Origin of the sequence: Dyadobacter sp. CECT 9275 (assembly GCF_907164905.1) — a bacterium.
In the GTDB taxonomy this organism is placed as follows: Bacteria; Bacteroidota; Bacteroidia; order Cytophagales; family Spirosomataceae; genus Dyadobacter; species Dyadobacter helix.
Genome location: NZ_CAJRAF010000001.1, coordinates 684,841 through 703,720, shown reverse-complemented (window position 1 = coordinate 703,720; position 18,880 = coordinate 684,841). Strand labels below are relative to the sequence as shown.

Annotated in this window: 12 protein-coding genes; 3 read left to right on the top strand and 9 right to left on the bottom strand. The window is 46.6% G+C overall.

The features are described from left to right. Positions 1 to 3: 3 nt before the first annotated feature. The 3 genes from KOE27_RS02745 to KOE27_RS02735 form a co-directional block, all read right to left on the bottom strand. Complete coding sequence (locus KOE27_RS02745; protein ID WP_215237320.1) at positions 4 to 1,044, bottom strand: hypothetical protein; 1,041 nt, start codon at positions 1,042 to 1,044, stop codon at positions 4 to 6. A gap of 165 nt (positions 1,045 to 1,209) precedes the next feature. Next, entirely contained in the window at positions 1,210 to 4,632 is a 3,423-nt protein-coding gene (locus tag KOE27_RS02740) for a DUF7133 domain-containing protein (protein ID WP_215237319.1), read from the bottom strand. Positions 4,633 to 4,780: 148 nt separating this feature from the next. After that, positions 4,781 to 5,986, bottom strand: coding sequence for a DUF763 domain-containing protein (locus KOE27_RS02735; RefSeq protein WP_215237318.1), 1,206 nt, complete (start codon positions 5,984 to 5,986; stop codon positions 4,781 to 4,783). A 136-nt stretch (positions 5,987 to 6,122) separates the two neighbouring features. On the opposite strand from KOE27_RS02735, the gene KOE27_RS02730 reads away from it, so the two are divergent. From KOE27_RS02730 to KOE27_RS02720, 3 genes are all read left to right on the top strand, one after another. Then, entirely contained in the window at positions 6,123 to 7,421 is a 1,299-nt protein-coding gene (locus tag KOE27_RS02730) for a hemolysin family protein (RefSeq protein WP_215237317.1), read from the top strand. A gap of 274 nt (positions 7,422 to 7,695) precedes the next feature. After that, positions 7,696 to 8,283, top strand: coding sequence for a Crp/Fnr family transcriptional regulator (locus KOE27_RS02725; protein ID WP_215237316.1), 588 nt, complete (start codon positions 7,696 to 7,698; stop codon positions 8,281 to 8,283). Positions 8,284 to 8,397: 114 nt separating this feature from the next. Next, on the top strand, positions 8,398 to 9,183 hold the full coding sequence (locus tag KOE27_RS02720; protein ID WP_215237315.1) for an alpha/beta hydrolase: 786 nt from the start codon (positions 8,398 to 8,400) through the stop codon (positions 9,181 to 9,183). A 55-nt stretch (positions 9,184 to 9,238) separates the two neighbouring features. Here KOE27_RS02720 and KOE27_RS02715 read toward each other — a convergent pair whose 3' ends face one another. The 6 genes from KOE27_RS02715 to KOE27_RS02690 all read right to left on the bottom strand — a co-directional run bounded on the left by KOE27_RS02715 (position 9,239) and on the right by KOE27_RS02690 (position 18,722). Then, complete coding sequence (locus KOE27_RS02715) at positions 9,239 to 10,237, bottom strand: FAD:protein FMN transferase (protein ID WP_215237314.1); 999 nt, start codon at positions 10,235 to 10,237, stop codon at positions 9,239 to 9,241. A gap of 161 nt (positions 10,238 to 10,398) precedes the next feature. Beyond that, on the bottom strand, positions 10,399 to 11,148 hold the full coding sequence (locus tag KOE27_RS02710) for an SDR family NAD(P)-dependent oxidoreductase (protein ID WP_215237313.1): 750 nt from the start codon (positions 11,146 to 11,148) through the stop codon (positions 10,399 to 10,401). A 294-nt stretch (positions 11,149 to 11,442) separates the two neighbouring features. Beyond that, on the bottom strand, positions 11,443 to 12,984 hold the full coding sequence (locus tag KOE27_RS02705; protein ID WP_215237312.1) for a RagB/SusD family nutrient uptake outer membrane protein: 1,542 nt from the start codon (positions 12,982 to 12,984) through the stop codon (positions 11,443 to 11,445). 10 nt (positions 12,985 to 12,994) lie between these two features. Beyond that, on the bottom strand, positions 12,995 to 16,330 hold the full coding sequence (locus tag KOE27_RS02700) for a SusC/RagA family TonB-linked outer membrane protein (protein WP_215237311.1): 3,336 nt from the start codon (positions 16,328 to 16,330) through the stop codon (positions 12,995 to 12,997). 163 nt (positions 16,331 to 16,493) lie between these two features. Further along, positions 16,494 to 17,363, bottom strand: a complete 870-nt coding sequence (locus KOE27_RS02695; RefSeq protein ID WP_215237310.1) for a hypothetical protein — start codon at positions 17,361 to 17,363, stop codon at positions 16,494 to 16,496. Positions 17,364 to 17,474: 111 nt separating this feature from the next. Then, positions 17,475 to 18,722 carry a YdcF family protein gene (locus KOE27_RS02690; RefSeq protein WP_215237309.1) on the bottom strand — a complete coding sequence of 416 codons (1,248 nt, stop codon included), beginning with the start codon at positions 18,720 to 18,722 and terminating at the stop codon, positions 17,475 to 17,477. Positions 18,723 to 18,880 lie beyond the last annotated feature (158 nt).

Here is an 18,880-nt window from a genome sequence, read left to right as displayed (position 1 = left end):
AATTTATTCCAATATCTTACTTTCCTTATTTCGCCACTGCTCCGCTTTCCTAGCTACAAACCAGAATGAAAGTGCGAGGATTGCAAAGAAAATACCTTTGTTGGTGCGGTCCCAAAAATATTCAAAATATCGGGTATAGATATTCAAAAGAAAAAATGCGAGGCTCGTATCTCTTAATATATCGTTCCCCTGTTTCATCGCCCACGCAGTTAATCCTGCCAGAACGAGGGTGAATCCGAGTGCCCAATACCAGAAATGCCCCTGCCTGATTGCGGCCCAGCCTTCCAGCTCTTCATAATTACCAAAAATGGATAAGGTCCAGGCGGCAAGCAGAAAGAGAAACAAACCCATGTTATAGGTAACCTTTTCAAAAAACCGGGTGGAATGAAATCTGCCCAAAAACCAGGAAGATATCCAGATGGCCAATCCGAAAATTGTCATACGCAAGGGATAGTTCATACCCGCAAACCGGTATTTTCCGCCAGCCCAAAAATGCGTCTGAGCTCCCCACCACCCCGAGAGGGTGACCAGCATCACCATCCACAGCATTTTGGACCGGAGGTACGCAGCTATGAGCCCATAGAAAAATGCGGCAATCAGGAGCGGTATAGCGTAATTCCCGTCAAAATTAGAGAAACTGCGTGTCCAATAGGTAATTGCAATTCCTACGGCGAGTACAATGGTGAGGTTATAAGTTTCGTTGCTGGTCCGGGCATCCGGTGCTTTTATCTTTCTTCTACCGGCAATATAAATAAAAACAACAGACAGCAAGGTAAAACCAACCGCGACGATAGTTTCCGAAAAGCCCCACTTTTGTCTCAATAATTCGATCCATTTTTCGTCAATCACAAGTGCCCCAAAAGCAAGCAGTCCGCAGGAAACAGCAGAAATAAGTGCGTATAATGCTATAGCATCTACACTGGAATTACTTACTTCATAACTACCCTTTAACTCCTCGGCCAATTGCGGAGAAATTCTCCCGCTATCCTGCCAGAAGCGGATCACTTTGTGAACGACGGCCTCTTCTTTTTTATCGAGCTTCATTTTTCTGATGAGTTATGGAAGATAGGTGTAAACAGGACAACCGGCAAAATAATCATCAATTCATAAGGTAATACGGCAAAAACGGTCAAAGGTAATTTCGACGAGCAGATATAAAAAAAGGAAGCCAGGCCAAAACTGACTCCCCTTTCCCGGCACAAAAACAGATTACTTTTTCAGCCCCGATAAAAATTCAACTACATCCCTGATTTCTCTTTTGGACATAATATTTCCCATTGGCGGCATGCTGGAAGGAACGTTTTCTCGTTTAGCAATCCTTGCTATCGGAATTTTTAATGGCTCGGCTTCGGAAGTTTTCAGGATGAGTTCGTGGTCATTTTCCTCAGCAAGAATCCCGCTTGCCGTTTGTCCGTCCTTTAACGTCAGAATGACCATACCAAACCCCGGGGAAAGCCTCGCGCTGGGTTCAATCAAAGCCTGAAGAATCTGCTCTCTGCTCAATGTGCTTCCAATGGTGGTAAGTTTGGGACCCACTTCACCACCCTGGCCGCCAATGGAGTGGCATCTGACACATTCTGCCGCCGAACTGGTAAGGAAATATCGCCTCCCTGCCTGTGCATTACCCCCATAGAGCGCATCCTGATAGTCGGCCACGGTATTCCCCTGAGAACGAAGTGGAGCCAGTTTAGCTATCAAAGCAGCCGATCTGGTAGAATCCACCGCTTCGTTCAGATCCAGCGCAAGGCTGGGAGATAACTGCTTCGCGGACATTTTGTTGATCAGATCATTAAAAATAGATTCCGTTTTAGTAATCGGGAGGCCTCCAAGTACCCTCAGCATTTGCTGCTGTTCTTTCACCGAGCCTTTGTCAAAAACTACTTTGGAAATATCCGAAAGCGCTGCCGCGGACATGGTTAAGCTGCTTACCATACCCAGCGCTGCTGCGCGCACATCCGCATTTTCGTCGTTCATGCCTTTCTTCATGATCGTCTCCATATCTGCATAATTCAACCGGCTAAGCGCGGTTAGTACCGCGGCACGGACCTCGGGAGCGTCACTTTCGGCCATGATTTGCGCCAGCGCCGCGTTGTTGTCGGCAATACCAAGGTCTGCAAGCATCTGGGAAGACGCTACCAGCACTGCAGGATTTTTATCCCGCAGCAGAGCTGAAACATAAGGTTTGATTTTATTACTCACCATTGCGGCACTTCTCGTAAAAGAGCCACGGTAACGTCCATCAACACGGTCCAGCACCGAAGGATTAGCCCAAGTACCAATGGCAGCCAGTGCCTCAGCTCTCAACTCCTTGTCAGCCTCCTTCCTCCCGGCAAAAGTAATGACAGCATCCAGCTGCTGTTCACCACCCACTCTCTGCGCCGCATTAACAGCGCGGCGCAGCAAAGGCTCCGAAGTAAACCGGGTTTCTTTCAATAGGTCGGCAAGTGCGGGCAGGGCAGCGGGGATAGAGTAATCGTCGTTGATAGCTCTGGCTGCCTCAGTGACGATATATTCGTCCTTATCTTTTAAAAACAAACTTACCTTTTCACTTGCCAGCCTGCGCAGCACCAGCACCGCAGCAATCCTTAATGATCTGTCGGGACTGTCAGCAAGGGCAACCATCGGGGCTACCTCTCCTATACGTGAAAGTGCCAGCACTGCTGCATGCCTGAGGTATACATCCTGGTCATTATTAGCTTTGATCATCGCCAGCAAAGGCTGAATTGCCGATTTGTCTGCTATACGCCCCAGTGCCTGTGCTCCAAAAAACTTTGCACGGGGATCGGAGCTGGTCAGTAATGGAATCAAAAGAGGGCCAGCTTCAGCTATCTTGGCGTCACCCAGTACCTTAGCCGCCTGGGCGGTAATTTCCGAATCGGAATCTTTCAACAATGGTAAAAGCGCATTGGCATAGGACTTGTCCTGACGCGCCAGTTGTCCCAACCCCCATATTCCATGTACCCGTGCGAGCCGGTTTCCGGTTTGCGCAACTGCTTTTTTAAACTCCTCCGCACCTTTGGCACCGCGGCCGGCGAGTTCAAATTGCGCTTTCAAACGGATACGCATATCCTGATTGGACAACAGCTCCAGGAGTATTTCCTCTTTTTGGGCTCCGTAGTTCAGTTGCATCAAACGCTTCGTTTCCGCACGAAGAGCTTTCAGGTCATTTTTATCCTCTGTGACATCTAATTTCCATACCCGGCCATAGTTCTTGGTATCCCACCCATTAATCCAGTCGGCAATGTAAAGAGCTCCGTCCGGACCAAACCGGATCCCTGTCGGAAGAATCCCGTTGAGGATATTCTGTTCTCCGTCCAGTTCAAAAGATGCGCCTTTTGGCTTAAGTCCAAACGACCATATTGGTGAGCGTGCAGGATTACCTACGAATTCCACAAGGAAAAACTTATTTTTCCAGGCTGCTCCCAACGCTGTTCCCGGATTGTACTGCATACCGGTTGGCCCATTGTGGAAATTTTTGATTGGCGGGATAATATAGGCCGCTTGTCCTTCCCAGCGGGGCACATATAACTTCTCGTCCATCCACACCTTATAACTGTTATTTTTAGGGTCGGTATATTTCCCGTATTGCCAGTTGGACCGCCAGCCGGCATCCGAGCCTTCCACCACGTGTACCAGACGTTCGCTTTCGCCCGGATGGTCACCATCATTATCTGAGCTGATCAGATTCCCGTATTCGTCAAAAACAAATTCGTGGGTATTCCTCAAGCCTCCGGCAAATATTTCGAAATCACTCCCATCCGGATTGGCCCGCGCAATGATCCCCTCATTGGAACGGTTGTGATTCACGCCTTCCTTGGTTGTTATGTTGGCCCCGATATCCCCTATATTCCAGTAAATTTTCCCGTCAGGACCTTCCACAGGATTTGACATTCCGTGCCCGCTGAAACCGATATGAACACCATATCCGTGGCTGATGGACGTTTTCTGATCATATATCCCATCATTGTTGGTATCGGTCATACGCCAGACATCCGGAGCAATGGTTACAAATGCATCTTTTGCGCGGATGAGGATACCTCCGGCAACGTCTGTGATCTCATCAAAAAAATCATTGATCACACGCAGCGATACATCCGCGATCCCGTCATGATCGGTATCTTCGAGCCGCCATACTTCATCCTTCTCTACTGCGAGGTCCTTCCAGTCGTGGCTGCCATCTCCGTTAACATCCTTAAGCCAGGAATTTTCTTTACTTAAAGCAGGGTCAAAAGTGCTGTGCAGGAAAGTACGGCGGTCTTCTACGGTAGACAGGGCAATGGACGGCGTCATCCAGTTGCGGTGTCCGCGGATATCAAATTCCGAGTTTTTCTGACGATTGGTCCTGTTGAGGTATACCCTTCCCAGGGCGTCCACATCTATTGCCACAGGATCGGGAGCGAGGGAGTCCGAAGCCCACAAGTCAAGCTTTAGGCCGTCAGCAAGTTTTATTGAAACTTTGTCACGTATTTCCCTGGCTCTGGTTTTAGCCGTTGCGGCATCTTCTCTCACCACCAAGGCGTCTTTCGGTATCTTTGAGGAATCGGAAGGAGCCATTTTCATACAGGATACCACAGCCAGCGCAACCAGAGTTGCACCCGCAAGCGGCTTACGGAAATTTGTTTTACGGGTCATTGAATAATTACTTTTTAGCAAATCTCTTTTCAAACGGGATTAAAAGTAAACAGGAAAATGTTAAGAGCGGCAATGGAAGGTATTTTACTATGTGCCAAAGTGGGGCCAACTTTTGCAATTCCCCGCAAGACGAACCAATCCGGGTATCTTAAAACAATTCCAGCTGGCCGTTCCAACTGTCCGGTTTTTTTGCTTTCCCTTTTACCGTGCGTCCTTCGTACTTCCAGGCGTTCTCACGTTCTTCACGGATGATATCGTCAAATCGGTTATTAGGTTCAAATCCCTCTTCAAGCTGCCGGGCGGCTTTGGACAGATTTTTCAGCGCATCTGACTTATCTTTCTCGCCCAGCCGGGCACTATGCACCGCTTTATCTAAAACGCGGATGGATTCATCATATATCTTCAACGGGACCGGGAAAGGATGCCCGTCCTTTCCTCCATGAGCAAATGAGAACCGAGCAGGATCGGAAAATCTGGAGGGGGTGCCATGAATAATTTCACTTACTAAAGTGAGCGACTGAATGGTCCTGGGTCCCACGCCTTCCAGTAATAACAGGGATTCCATATCAGGAACAGCATAGTCGTGAGCAAGGGCAAGCACCGCGCCCAGGCGTTTCAGGTTTACATCCCCTGCACGCACGTCATGATGCCCCGGCATAAACAGCCTGCTTACCTCCCGCATGACCCTGTCAGGGTTTTCGGCAGTAAGGGATAGTATTGCCGCTTTGGCTGGGGCAGCCTCTTTGGCGGTCAGGTTAAGAATTTTTCCCTGATTTTGCCCGTAAATGAAAGAATGCGGTTCCTCCAGAAAAGATGTTACACCGGGAGAATGCCAATGATATCTGCGGGCCATACGTTCATCAGGATTCATTCCTTGCTGGATCACCGCCCATTGCCCTTCTTTGGAAAGAACAAACGAATGCAGGTATAACTGAAAACCATCCTGAATGGCCGTATTGTCAACTTTTGCCGAAAGTCTGCTGTTATGAACCAGCAAAGCGCCGTCCAATCCGGTTTTGTCAGCAATGGCTAATAACTCTGCGGGAGTCTGGCGTGAATGTTTTCCCCGGCCCCCGCATATATAGATACCCAATTCCCCGGATTTTTTGTTAACCGCATGTTTGAGAGCACCCATTACCGAAGTGGTAATCCCGGAAGAATGCCAGTCCATACCCAGTACGCATCCCAGGGACTGGAACCAGAACGGATCGCTCATTTTTTGTAACAACATACCACGGCCATATTCCACCACCACGGCTTCCACAATGGCACCACCCAACTGACTCATGCGCTGAGCAAGCCAGGCAGGTACCTTTCCGTAATGAAGCGGCAAATCCGCATGACCCGTTTTCATACCTGTAAGTTACTAAAAATTTACAGCCTGAGGTACATTAGAGTTTTGCCGTTTTTACGATCCTTTCTTTATCTATATCTTTGGATGTGCTACAATCTGTTTTTAACGGTTTATTTTAAGACTTTTCCCCAACTACATGCTCCTTCAGGTTATTATTACGCTGGTCCTGGTTTTTCTAAATGGTTTTTTTGTTGCCGCCGAATTCGCCATTGTCAAAATAAGGGCTTCGCAGCTGGAACAAAAAGCTCAGGAAGGAAATGCCATGGCGATATTATCCAAAAAGATTGTGGCCAATCTGGACGGTTATCTGGCAGCAACTCAATTTGGCATTACGCTGGCCAGCCTGGGTTTGGGGTGGATCGGAGAGCCGGTAGTATCCAAGATTTTAATCGGCGGAATGGAGCTGATAGGCATTCATCTGGATCCCGAACTGGCTCATCAGATTGCACTCCCTGCCGCTTTTGCCATTATAACGATTTTACATATTGTTTTCGGTGAACTTGCACCCAAGTCCATCGCCATACAACGGGCAGAAGCCACTACGCTGTTTTTGTCTTACCCGCTCCATGGCTTTTACCTGATTTTCAGGCCGGTGGTATGGCTTTTGAATGGGATCGCGAATGTGATTCTGAAAGGCATCGGTATCACCCCGAGCCACGGCAGCGAAGTCCACAGCAGCGACGAATTGCGTTACCTGGTGCAGCAACAGAAAGAGAGCGGTATCATTGAAGCAGCTGATTACGACCTGATTAAAAACGCCTTTAATTTTTCGAAACGACTGGCGCGACAGGTTATGATCCCCCGCCCACAGGTTTTTGGGTTAAATGTGCATGACTACGATGAGACAAAACTGGAAAAAATCCTGGAAGAAGGGTATTCAAGAATTCCGGTTTACGAGGATAGCCTGGATCAGGTCGTAGGCGTTCTGCATCTGAAGGATCTGCTGATAAAAATGAGGAAAGGAGAACCAATCAATATCTCGCAATTGACCAGACCTGTCCTCACAGTCCACGAATCCAAACCTATTGGTGACATCCTGCGGGATTTCCAGGTGAACCACCAGCAAATGGCGGTGATTGTGAATGAATATGGCAGTACGGAGGGAATTGTGACGATGGAGGATATCCTTGAAGAACTGGTTGGCGAGATTCAGGACGAATACGATAACGAGGCGCCAATTGTTAAAAATGAAAGTGACAATACCTATCTGGTTATCGGCTCAGCATCCATTACGGATGTGAACGACAAATTACCTCATGATATCAAAAAGGGCGAGTACGAAACCATTGCAGGTTACCTGATCTGGAAATTCGGGAAAATTCCAGCCGTGGGCGAGAGCCTCAAAACCAAAAATTACGAATTTACCATACTCAAAAAACAGCGAAATACGATATTACAGGTAAAAATCACAGTGCTTGACAATACTGTATTTTAACGATTGGATTCCCGAAAGGGTATTTATCTCCTTGGTTCTTTTGAATATACCGTTCTGGGCGAATGCCCCTGAACGGACGCTAACTGCAGGTAAGCATCGTAAAAATATAAAACACTGGCTTGTTCCAGAGGTATCCTTTTCCTGGTTAATTGGCTATCTGATTGATCAGGCCGAATCAGCTTTCGCGCAGAAGCATTCGTTTAAACTAGCAAAATCTGTTAACCCGTTTTGAACTTAACACGAAGTCATCGTACCGCTGAAAAAACACCATTTTATGACCGAAATCGACCTTTTAGGCCATGCACTACATTCCTTTTGCGGTATGGACAGGCCAAACTTCGACTTATCCCTTTCCTACTGGCAAACGAAACAATACGGGAAAGGTGAATTTTACAATGAATACAAGAATGTTTGTAAACATCTTGGTTTCATTCTGGATGGTGTTTTTCGCACCTACTACATTAACGATGAGACAACAGAAGAAAAAAATGTTTTCTTTTTCTCTAAAAATCAGATCGTTGTTTCCTACAAAAGTTTTGTAAATCAGACGCCCTGTAACTATTACACAGAGTCGATGACCGACTCATCCATTCTTTACATCCACATCAACAATCTTACGAAACTGTACGCGGAATCTCACCAATGGGAGAAGTTCGGGCGGCTGGTTGCAGAAAAGGCTTTCAATATTGCCATGACACGGGCGGAGGATTTCCTTTTTCTGTCACCCGAACAGCGTTATCTGGATCTGCTTGAACAGCATCCCGACATTTTCAACAACGTGCCGCTTTACCACATTGCATCCTATCTTGGTATTCAGGGACCATCACTCAGCCGTATCAGAAAAAGAATGATTATGAAATAACGATTTTAACCTGGGTTAAAATTATTGCCGTTTTCCATGCCGAATTTTGTCATGTTCAAATTAAAAAAAACAGTTGACAAACAGTTTCTTAACACTTTCTAAAGATACAAAATCATGAAAACGAGTGAAACAAAAACCGTGGTGTTTATTACCGGAGCTTTCGTAAGCAACAGTGGATGGAGAGAATGGCAATCCTATTTTGAAAGCAAAGGTTATAAAACAATTGCCCCTGCGTGGCCCTTTAAGGACGCTCCTGCGGCGGTGCTCAGAAACCGTCAGCCTAATGACATCCAACTTGCCGGCCTGCATCTAAGTGAACTGGTTGATCATTATGCAAACATCGTGACGAGCCTTCCCGAAAAACCAATCCTCATCGGCCATTCCCTGGGGGGACTTATTACGCAGATTTTGGTGAACCGCGGCCTGGCAGCGGGTGGAGTAGCCATCCACTCCGTTCCTCCTCAGGGTATTATACCTTATGAATTTTCATTCCTGAAAGCAGGATATAAAGCACTGGGCTTTTTCACATCGGTCAAAAAAACATATCTGATGTCGCTGGCCGACTGGCAATATGCTTTTACAAATGGTATGTCGCTGGAAGAGCAAAAGAAATCTTACGAAGAAAACACGATTCCTGAATCTAAAACGGTGGTTCGCGACGGACTTACTTCGGCTGCAAAAGTTGATTTCAGTAAAGAACATGCCCCATTGCTGCTCACATCCGGCGACAAAGACCATATCATACCAGCTTCTCTGAATCTAAGGAATTTTAAAGCTTATAAAAAGAACGGGTCGGTAACAGACTACAAGGAATTTGCAGGGCGAAACCACTTTGTTCTCGGCCTGCCAACCTGGAAAGAAGATGCTGATTATATCTTGGAATGGTTGGGCCAGCATTGAGAAGGAGCGAAGCAAGCGTCTCTTTCCGCAAAAGGGGCACTTGCTTTTACAATTTCTATCGAATCGTTTTCCATACCCTTTCCTTTCCTCCCTTTGTCTCTACAAGCCATACTTTTGATGACGAAAAGTATTTTCTGAGATACCTTTTCCCCCTTTTAATTCCGGTAACACTAAAGGCTGTTGCCAGTACATCAGCATCTGTAGCATTCGGAGATATCACCGTAGTTCTTACATGGAACAGCAGGCCGGTTCCGGTTTTAGGATCCACAATATGAGAGTATTTTTTCCCTTCAAATTCCAGATACCTGTAGGTGGGGCCGGAAGTGGCCACCCCCACATGTGCGAGTTCTATTGTTCCTACAGAATCTCTTCCCGATGAGACTTTGATTTTCCAGCCCTTTTCTCCGGGTGGCGGATCAGCAATCGCCAATTTTCCGCCTGCATCAATAAGTACAGCCGTAATCCCGAAGCTACGCATCACCTTGAGGGCCTCGTCTGCAGCAAAACCTTTCCCGAGCCCGCCTATATCCAGCCTCATGCCTTTTTGTGTAAGCAGCACGCGCTGTGTTTTTGGATCAAGCCTTAGTTTTTGATACCCCGTCCGGGCCATGGCTTCTTTAATTTCCTTTTCATCAGGCAGATACCCTTTTCTGACCGCCCGGCGCCATACCTGTACCACCGGCCCTAGCGTAGCATCAAAACTGCCCTTGGTTTTTTTGCTGAAATCCTGTGATACCGCAAGTATGTTATAAAGATCCTTCCCCACCGGAACCCATCTTCCGCTTCCGGAAGTAGCAGAAAGTTTGTTGATCTCACTCCCGTCCCGATAATCACTCAGCGAATCGTTTAATTGCTGTATTCTGCTAAAGGTACTGTCTGCGGCTTTTTTCGCCCGGGCATCGTCCGGAGCATAAAAAGTAAGTACAAACGGTGACCCCATCATCCCTTTTTCATAGGTATACCTCTGGTTTTGAGCGAGAAGGCAGCTTTTTTCTATAAATAAAAAAAGAATCAGTAACAGATAACGGGGCTTTTTTCCGGTTGGCAATTTCATTTACAGCAGGTACTTGTTTTCCACACAAAGGTAGAAGTAATAGATTTAAACCGGGATTCTGATGCAGGTTTTGTTATACTTCAATCCCAGTCCACCTGATAAACAAAACATGCCGGCTGTTAAACCGGCATGCCCGCTAATACAAAACTTCGCACCAGATACTACTGGGCCAGATATCCCCCGTCCACTGCGTAGTAGGCGCCGTTTACGAAAGAAGCTTTGTCGCTGCTTAGCCAAAGTACCAACTCGGCAACTTCGTCCGGCTCTCCCAGGCGGCCAATAGGATGTTTGGATTCCAGCCACTTGAAAGTTGCTTCGTCAAAATCTTTTAAGAGCGGAGTTTTAATGAATGCCGGACCTACCACATTAGCACGAATACCCTGTGAAGCGTACTCCAGTGCTATGTTTTTGGTTAATCCCACCACACCATGTTTGGCTGCCACATAAGCCGGGCTATTGGCAAAACCAACCTGCCCCAGAATGGATGCCATGTTCACGATTGCTCCTCCGCCGGATTTGAGCATGGCAGGAATCTGATACCTTGCACCATAAAACACCCCTGACAAATTCACCGCTATAACTTTATCCCAACCCTCCACCGGGTATTCTCCCGTGGGTGCGGCCGGGCCGCCGATCCCTGCATTGTTACAGGCAATATGCAATCCGCCATACTTCGCAACCGTCTCAGTTACCAGTCTTTCGTTGTCAGCAGCAGAAGAGGAGTCTGCTTTGACAAAAAAAGCTTTGCCTCCTTCTTTTTCGATGAGCGATACTGTTTCCTGCCCTTCGGTTTCATGAATATCTGCAACCACAACATTCGCTCCTTCCGATGCATATATTAAAGCCACACTGCGTCCAATACCCGATCCACCTCCTGTGACGATTGCCGTTTTTCCTTCAAGCATTTTCATACCTATCGTTTATGTTAAAAAAAGTAATCCATTCTGTTAAACGTAAAATTGGACATTATCAGCACGGGCTAATATGACCATCGTCACAATATATCATGACGGAAACCAACTGGCGTAACCTTCGTATCCTTTATAAACGATCGTGGCTTCTATCAGATTGGATAGAAGCCACGATCGTTTTAATTTATGTAGGTAGATACAGTATGGGATCACATTTATTTAAATCCCTAAAAGCCGGTCAAACTGCCTACTGCTTACCGCCTACCGTTAACTGCCCACGGTGAACCCGACACACTAGTAACCCTCATTCTGGTACATTTTTTCAGGATTTAGTTTGTACTCATCAAAAGGAATCGGGTAAAACCGGTCTTTACGTCCAAAGTTTGATATTTTGGCAATACCGTAATCGGCCTGTGGTTTCGCTTTGAAGTACGCGATCAGTTCGTCAACGGTGAAAGACCGGATCAGGTCAAACCATCTTTGATTTTCAAAAGCCAGCTCCACACGTCGTTCATGCAGAATAGCCAGTTTCAGCGTGGGATACTTTGCTGCATAATCAGCATTAGCCCGAGATACCTCATAAGTTGGCAAACCTGCCCTTTCACGTACCTGATTCAGAAAACCAATGGCCGCAGCATCGTCCCCCAAATACATATTTACTTCGGCCAGCATCAGGATCACATCCGCATAACGAATTAATATCCAGTCGTTTCCTCCGTAGCCATTGGTAGTAGCAGCAGCGCTGTTGTCGCGGTATTTGGTAATGAAATAATCCTTAACAATAGGATCATTGGCATACTTGACAGAAAAGGTCATTCTGCTGTCACCGGTCTCATAATCTTTCACCAGATCCTGCTTTACATTTCCGCCAGCACCGGCAGAAGCAAATAATGAATTGATGGTTTCACCCTTTGCCTGGTTGTTCCTGGCAATGGCCGAAGAATAGTTAATATCTCCCTGTTTGTTCACAATCTGGAAAATCAGCTCAGGACAGGTTGTTTTTTTGGCGACATCAAATACATCAGCATAAGGTATTTCCTTTAACAGCCCGAAGGTCCGCATGTTATAGGCTGCGGTGAGGTATGTTTTTGCCTCGTTCAGATTAGCCGTACGGTTTGTCGCATCCAGGGTGGTAGCCATGGTAAGGTATACCTGGCCCAACAGCGCATTTCCCGCCGCCTTGGATACACGTCCCTTGTTAGCGGCATTCTGTAAATTAGGAAGCGGACTGGCAACCACATCTTTCAGATCAGCTATGATCTGCTGGTAAACAACATCCTGTTTTTCCCGGAATGTCGCCGCGGTTATCTCGGCCGGAGTAATCAGCTGTTTGGTAACCAGAGGTACATCACCCCATTTACGAACCAGGTGAAAGTAGATAAGCGCACGGATAAATTTCGCCTCTGCCTTATACCCCTCCTTTACGTTGTTATCTGCAAAGGTTACGTTTTCGATACCTGTAAGTACCTGATTAGCCCTTGAAATAGATTGATACAGAGCCAGCCAGTGCGATTTGAGATAGGCATTACTTGGCAGCAAGGAAAAATCATTAAACTGAAAAGGCTCGCCTGCATTGGACTGGTTGTCGTTACGGCCTGTATTGTCGGAACGCTCCTCCGAAAAAAGAGCACTTCCTTCGCCAATACCGTTGCCGCTTCTTAATGACTGGTAAATACCGTTTACACCCAGCAGGACGTCATTTTCAGTTTTGTAAAAAGTGACGGCCGTTACCGCATTCGGATCCTGCTGATCGATAAAATCAGCAGAGCAGGAACTCATGAACGCCAGTGCGATACCAGCGAATATATTGACAATTCTATTTTGTATCTTCATCATGATCTTTTACTTAAAAGGTAATTTTCGCCCCGATGTTATATGCACGTACCAACGGATATTTTCCGTAATCCACACCGGGTGTCAGATTTGCTCCATTGTTGTAATCCACCTCAGGATTATACCCCAGGTACTTGGTGAATGTAAATGCGTTGTCCACGCTTACATACACCCTCAGATTGCTGATCGCGTTGTGTGTAAGGCCGGCAATTTGCGGCAGGGTATAACCCAGTGTGATATTGGTACATCTCAGGAAAGACCCATCCTGCAGATAGAATGTCGACAAACGGGTACTGTTACTCTGCGTTCCTCCGCGATTGGCACGGTAAACGTGACCGTCACCCGGCTGGGCTTCGGATCTGTACCGGTTGAGTACCTTTTTGTATTGATTGCCCGAACCTTCCATGTTGTAGACGTAGTAATCCTGGCCGTCGAGTACCTTATTTCCGTAAGTTCCGTTAAAAGACGATGTAAAGTCCAGGTTTTTATAACTTGCCGAAAGGGCAAAGCCATAAGTAAATTTAGGATGGGGGCTGCCGATCACACCTTTGTCGGCATCATTCACTACACCATCTTTGTTCACATCTTCAAAATAAAGATCACCGGGACGAAGCGGATTCGTTGAAGCGGTTGACCGTGCAGGCCCTTTCAGTACATATCCTTCAGGGAATTTCTGAGTAGAGGCATTATAATTTGCATTGTCAGCAGCCAGGTTTTCCATATCCGATTCCCGTACCATACCTTTCACCTTGAACCCGTAGAACATTCCGATAGGTTGTCCCTCACGGGTAATGTGTGTAAGGTACGACCTTTCCGCACCCGCGGTCATGATGGTGCTTGCACCTCCCATATTCAAAACCTTGTTACGGTTAACGGAAATATTTCCATTGATATTGAGGTTAAAATCACGCGTAGAGATTACCCTTGCATCCACCTGAATGTCAAACCCTTTATTCTCAACTTTGGAATTTCTAAGATTTGTACGGATGGTTGAAGCTCCTGAAATTGCTGATAACGGCTGGTCAAACAACAGATCGAAAGAGCGGCTCAGATAATAGTTGGCAATAATGGAAAGACGGTCCTGAAGTAAACCCAGGTCAAGCCCGAAATTGAATTGAGAGGTAGACTCCCACCCCAGATTTAGGTCCTTGATACCTTCTGCCCACATAGCGGTATTGACGGTACTGTTCCCGAATACCACACCACCCGGGGCAGCCATGGTTTGCAGGAAGTTATAGTTACCAATGTTATTATTACCACTTAACCCCCAGCTGCCGCGAAGTTTGACTGTTGAGGATTTACCCAGCCAGTCGCCATAAAAGGATTCATTGGAGATATTCCAGCCTGCCGAAACGGACGGGAAATTACCCCAGCGGTTATTAGGTCCGAAACGGGACGAACCATCCGTACGGAACGATGCGGTCAGGTAGTACCGGTTATCAAAATTGTAAACCGCACGGGCCAGATACGATATCATGGTCCAGTTGCTTTTTCCTGTGGCTGAATTAAGTGAGAAAAACGTAGCATCCGCGCCTTTTCCGGTAATTTCCTCGATCCTGTCATTTTGGAATCCTTTTGAAGTGACGGCGATGATGTCTGAGGTATTCTTTTGGGCCGAATACCCTGCCAGCACATCCAGATTATGCTTTCCGAAAGCTTTTTTATAGTTCAGCGTAAACTCTGCGAGTTTATCCATTTGGGAGGTCGTCTGTGCAATCGCATTTGCGGCGGCAATGGCCTGTGCGGATCCCGGAGGGTTGGCACCACTGCTCAGGCTGGTAGGCAGATAATACTCATATTTTTCGTTGTAAGTCTGCAAACCCAGATTCACCTTAAAGTTCAGATCCGGAATGATTTCATAGGTAGCAAAACCATTGTAAGTTCCACGCAAGCCTCTTCTGTTAATATGCGTCTCAGTGGCAAGGGCAACGGGATTTTCAACAGACTGCAAGCCGTATCCCGAGCTCAATGCGGCCGCCTCATTTTTGGCCAAGGTACCATCCGGATTGTACGCTTTGAAGATCGGCATGTAAATCAGTGCCCCCAGGATAGGCCCCTGGTTAAAACGCCCTTCCTGCACCTCACGATTGGTATTATTGGTGAGGGAAAGATTCGCACCTACTTTCAGCTTTTTACTGACCTCCGCATCTATATTGGTTCTGAAATTGATACGCTCCTGCCCGGTACTGAGGATAATTCCCTGCTGATTCATGTATCCGCCGCTCAGTGCATACCTCACCCCATTTTTACCTCCGCTGAACGATACATTGTGGCGCTGCGCGATGGCATTACGGTAAAGCTCATCCTGCCAGTCGGTATTATATTTAGGCTCAATCAGGGTTTGCGTACCGAAATTGTAAATATCTACTGGTATACTTACGGAACCCGCATTTCCTACATTTTTGATACGCGTGGCGTTGTCATCCGAGAACATGCCGTCATTCCAGGGTTTGCCGGAATTCACCATCAGGTCGCGGTATGAATTGTTACGGCCATCTATCATCAGCTGGGCAAACTCAGAAGCGTTAAGCAGATCTACTTTTTTACTCAGCTGGGTTACACCATACTGGTAATCGTACTCCAACTTCCCCTTACCCTCTTTCCCTCTTTTGGTGGTGATCAGCACCACACCGCCCGATGCTCTGGAACCATAAATAGCAGCCGATGCGGCATCCTTAAGGATATCAATAGATTCAATATCATTCGGGTTGATGAACACGTCATTTCCGGCAGGATACCCGTCAATTACGTACAGAGGATCTGAACTTGCGTTAACAGAACCCACCCCGCGTACACGGATTTTGGTACCTACATAAGGCGCACCACTTACCTGAGATATCTGTACACCGGCCACTTTCCCCACAAGGGCTTGTCCGATGGTTGGCGTAGTGAGGTTCAGTTCTTTTGCTTTAACGCTGGAAACAGCGCCCGTCAGATCGCTCTTTCTTAAAGTCTGATACCCTACCGCCACTACCTCGTTCAGCATAAGGGCATCTTGTTTCAAACTGATATTCAAAACTTTATCACCCGAAACAGCTATTTCCTGCGCAATGTAACCAACAAATGAAATTACAAGCGTTGCACCGTTTTCAGTATCTAAACTAAACTTACCGTCTATATCAGTAACCGTTCCCCTGTTACTTCCCTTTTCCAAAACAGTAACACCCAGCAAAGGTTCAGAATTCTCATCAACCACTCTTCCCGAAACTCTCACAGCCGCAGCCGTCAGGTTTTCGCGGATTGTTATTCCTTTGTTCCTTCCCGTTTTCGCAAATGCGGCTTGTCCCGGACTGATCATCAGGATACCTGCAACGAAAAAGGGAACAATAGGTAATAGTTGTTTTTTCATAATCGCCTAACTTGCATAAATTGAATTAAAACAATAAAAAATACATTTGATCATTGTCTGAATGTTCTTTAAAACATTTAAAAACAAGTCACAAATGTATTTTTGAGGTATTACCTTAATCGAAATGAATTGTTACCAAAATGTGAAATTATCGGGCTTCATCTTAAAATCCGGTTGTCATAAAATGGACATTTTGCTTTCGGGACGAAGTCACAGCCATCCCCTTTCCACTGCCTGTCATTGTAAAACCTTCAAGCTCATCCGCTTGATCCATATCCTGGATACGGATAACCTGTTGCTGCCCGGTATCCAATGATTTTTCAAGATCAAGGAAAGTATAACGCCATCTTCTTCCTTCTATCTGATTCTGGATCAGGATCAAAATTCCCTTTTCATTCACCCAGTGAAGATTTTGGACCCAGGCTCCGCAGGAAAACTTTTTAAATAACACCCCGGGCTCCGATGTTTTTACAGCTTTCTTTAACCTTTCAGAGTCATATAATCTTACTTCATTCCGCTTATCACCATAATCAGCGGTGGCAACGTACCATTTTCCTTTGTACCGGACATATTCCGGACGCGTCCCCTGGATACAGGCATCGTCCTCAATTGTTTTCACCAGATTTCCGTCCAGTACTCCTTTATTTTTCAGGCCTTTCCAGTTCACCTGATAAATAACCGCCTTCCACAAAGTACCTTCCTTATTGAGCCTGATACTGTTACCAATAAAAACGGGCAATCTGCCATGATGCGCAATTCCTGTTGGATGGTTAATCAAATCCTGCCCGTTAAGTGTAAGCCGGTATTCTTTTCCGAAATAGATCAGCGAATCCTGATCTAGCGTATATTCCCTGATCACCCCTACCTCTCTGTCGCCGTAAAGGAAAACTTTACCGTCGATATAGCTGGCTCCCTGGCACGCCCCGAGGGAGTCGACAGATACTGACCTGGAAATTTCAAAAACACCGGGCGTATTGGCTGCAATGGCGCCTAGTAGAAAAACCAGTAAAAAGAAGGCTGCTATTCGCTTCATTTCTTGACTATTTTGGGCAGGAGAAGAGATACTTTGCAATCGGTGGCACGGCTGTTTTTTCGCGACTCCGTCCGATTTGGAAGATCAACCGTGCCACCGGCAGGTATCAACCTAGGGGTCCAGTGGTTCATCGGCGTCAATATGGAGCGCGTCTGTCACCGGGTAAAATTCAAATTCCGTTTCCGACAGCCGGTTCCCCAGCTTGTATGGCACATGGTTTAATTCCTTCCGGCAACGTTCTATAAACGCGTCGTTGGTGATGTAATAACTCTGAGCACGCATGGTAGAAACCACACAAGGCTTTTCGACAGGCATACCGTAGCGATACAGAAGCCTCACCGCATTACGCATATTGGTGGTGGTGTGCCGTGCGTGCGGATCCATGACAATAGCGCTTTCCGGCACCTTTAATTCCTGCATCAGATACTTTTTCATCTCATAGGCCTCACTGAATTTGGTCTTGTAAGGATGTACCCTGCCACCCGAAACCAGAATAAAAGGAGCCATCCCTTCAAAATAACGAAGCGCCGCAACTCTGCACCGCAGCATACCTCCGGCACTCAGGGCAACACCATAAGTGTCCGGACCAGCGCCAGGTACCAGTATCAGGGTATATTTATATTTCTTCCAATCGATACCTTTAACCTTTTCCACGGCTGCCTTATTCACCGTCGTTTCCATTGGTTCATAGTCCGCCGCTTCGGTTCTTTCATTTACCTCAAGAAACCTGAGTGCATAATCCATTGACGGGCCGAAAAACAGCGTCCCCTTTTCCTCCTGCACGACAATGTCCGATACATCGTAAACCAAGGTTGCAAAACTTCGTGACTGCACTTTAAAGGCAATGGAATCGATATTGGGATAGTTAGGCTTCTTACCTTCCGCATATACCCCGATGGCATGGTTAATACCCGCAGCATCCTGTCCCCACGCCTTCACCAGCATGTCTTTTGGTGAAAGGTCCCGGAACAGGATATAAGCCCCCGACCGGATCAGATGTTCCCTGACCAGTTTGCCCAGGGCATTTTTATCCGAATAAAGTGCCGACAGCCGGTTGCCAACCATCCCGATCTCCTCCGCACTGAATTTCATTCCGCTGGTATAACACGAGGCATCATTCTTACAATTTTTCAGCGCATCTGCCAGGTGATTCTTTTTGGAAACAGCCAGTTTCTTCAGCTCAGTATCACTTTCAAGCATGGCTCTCACCGCAGCCGTTTCTTCCAGCAAAGTCAGGAGATAATAATTTTTGGTTTGAACGACCGACTTACCGGAAATCAGGTGATAACGCTGGTCGGGCTGAGAATAAGCTATGATCGGCACTATGAGTAATACCAATATCTGCAGAACACTTTTCATTGAGTTTTAATCGGATTGGTTTGGATAAACCACAAAGAAAGATCCGCCGTATTACCTCAGAATGATCAGCAGGTTATGATTTGGGTAATTTTAAAAAAACAGCTGGTTACAGACCGGCGATTTCATTAAATTTAGAAGAAATTAAATCTGTTTTGGTT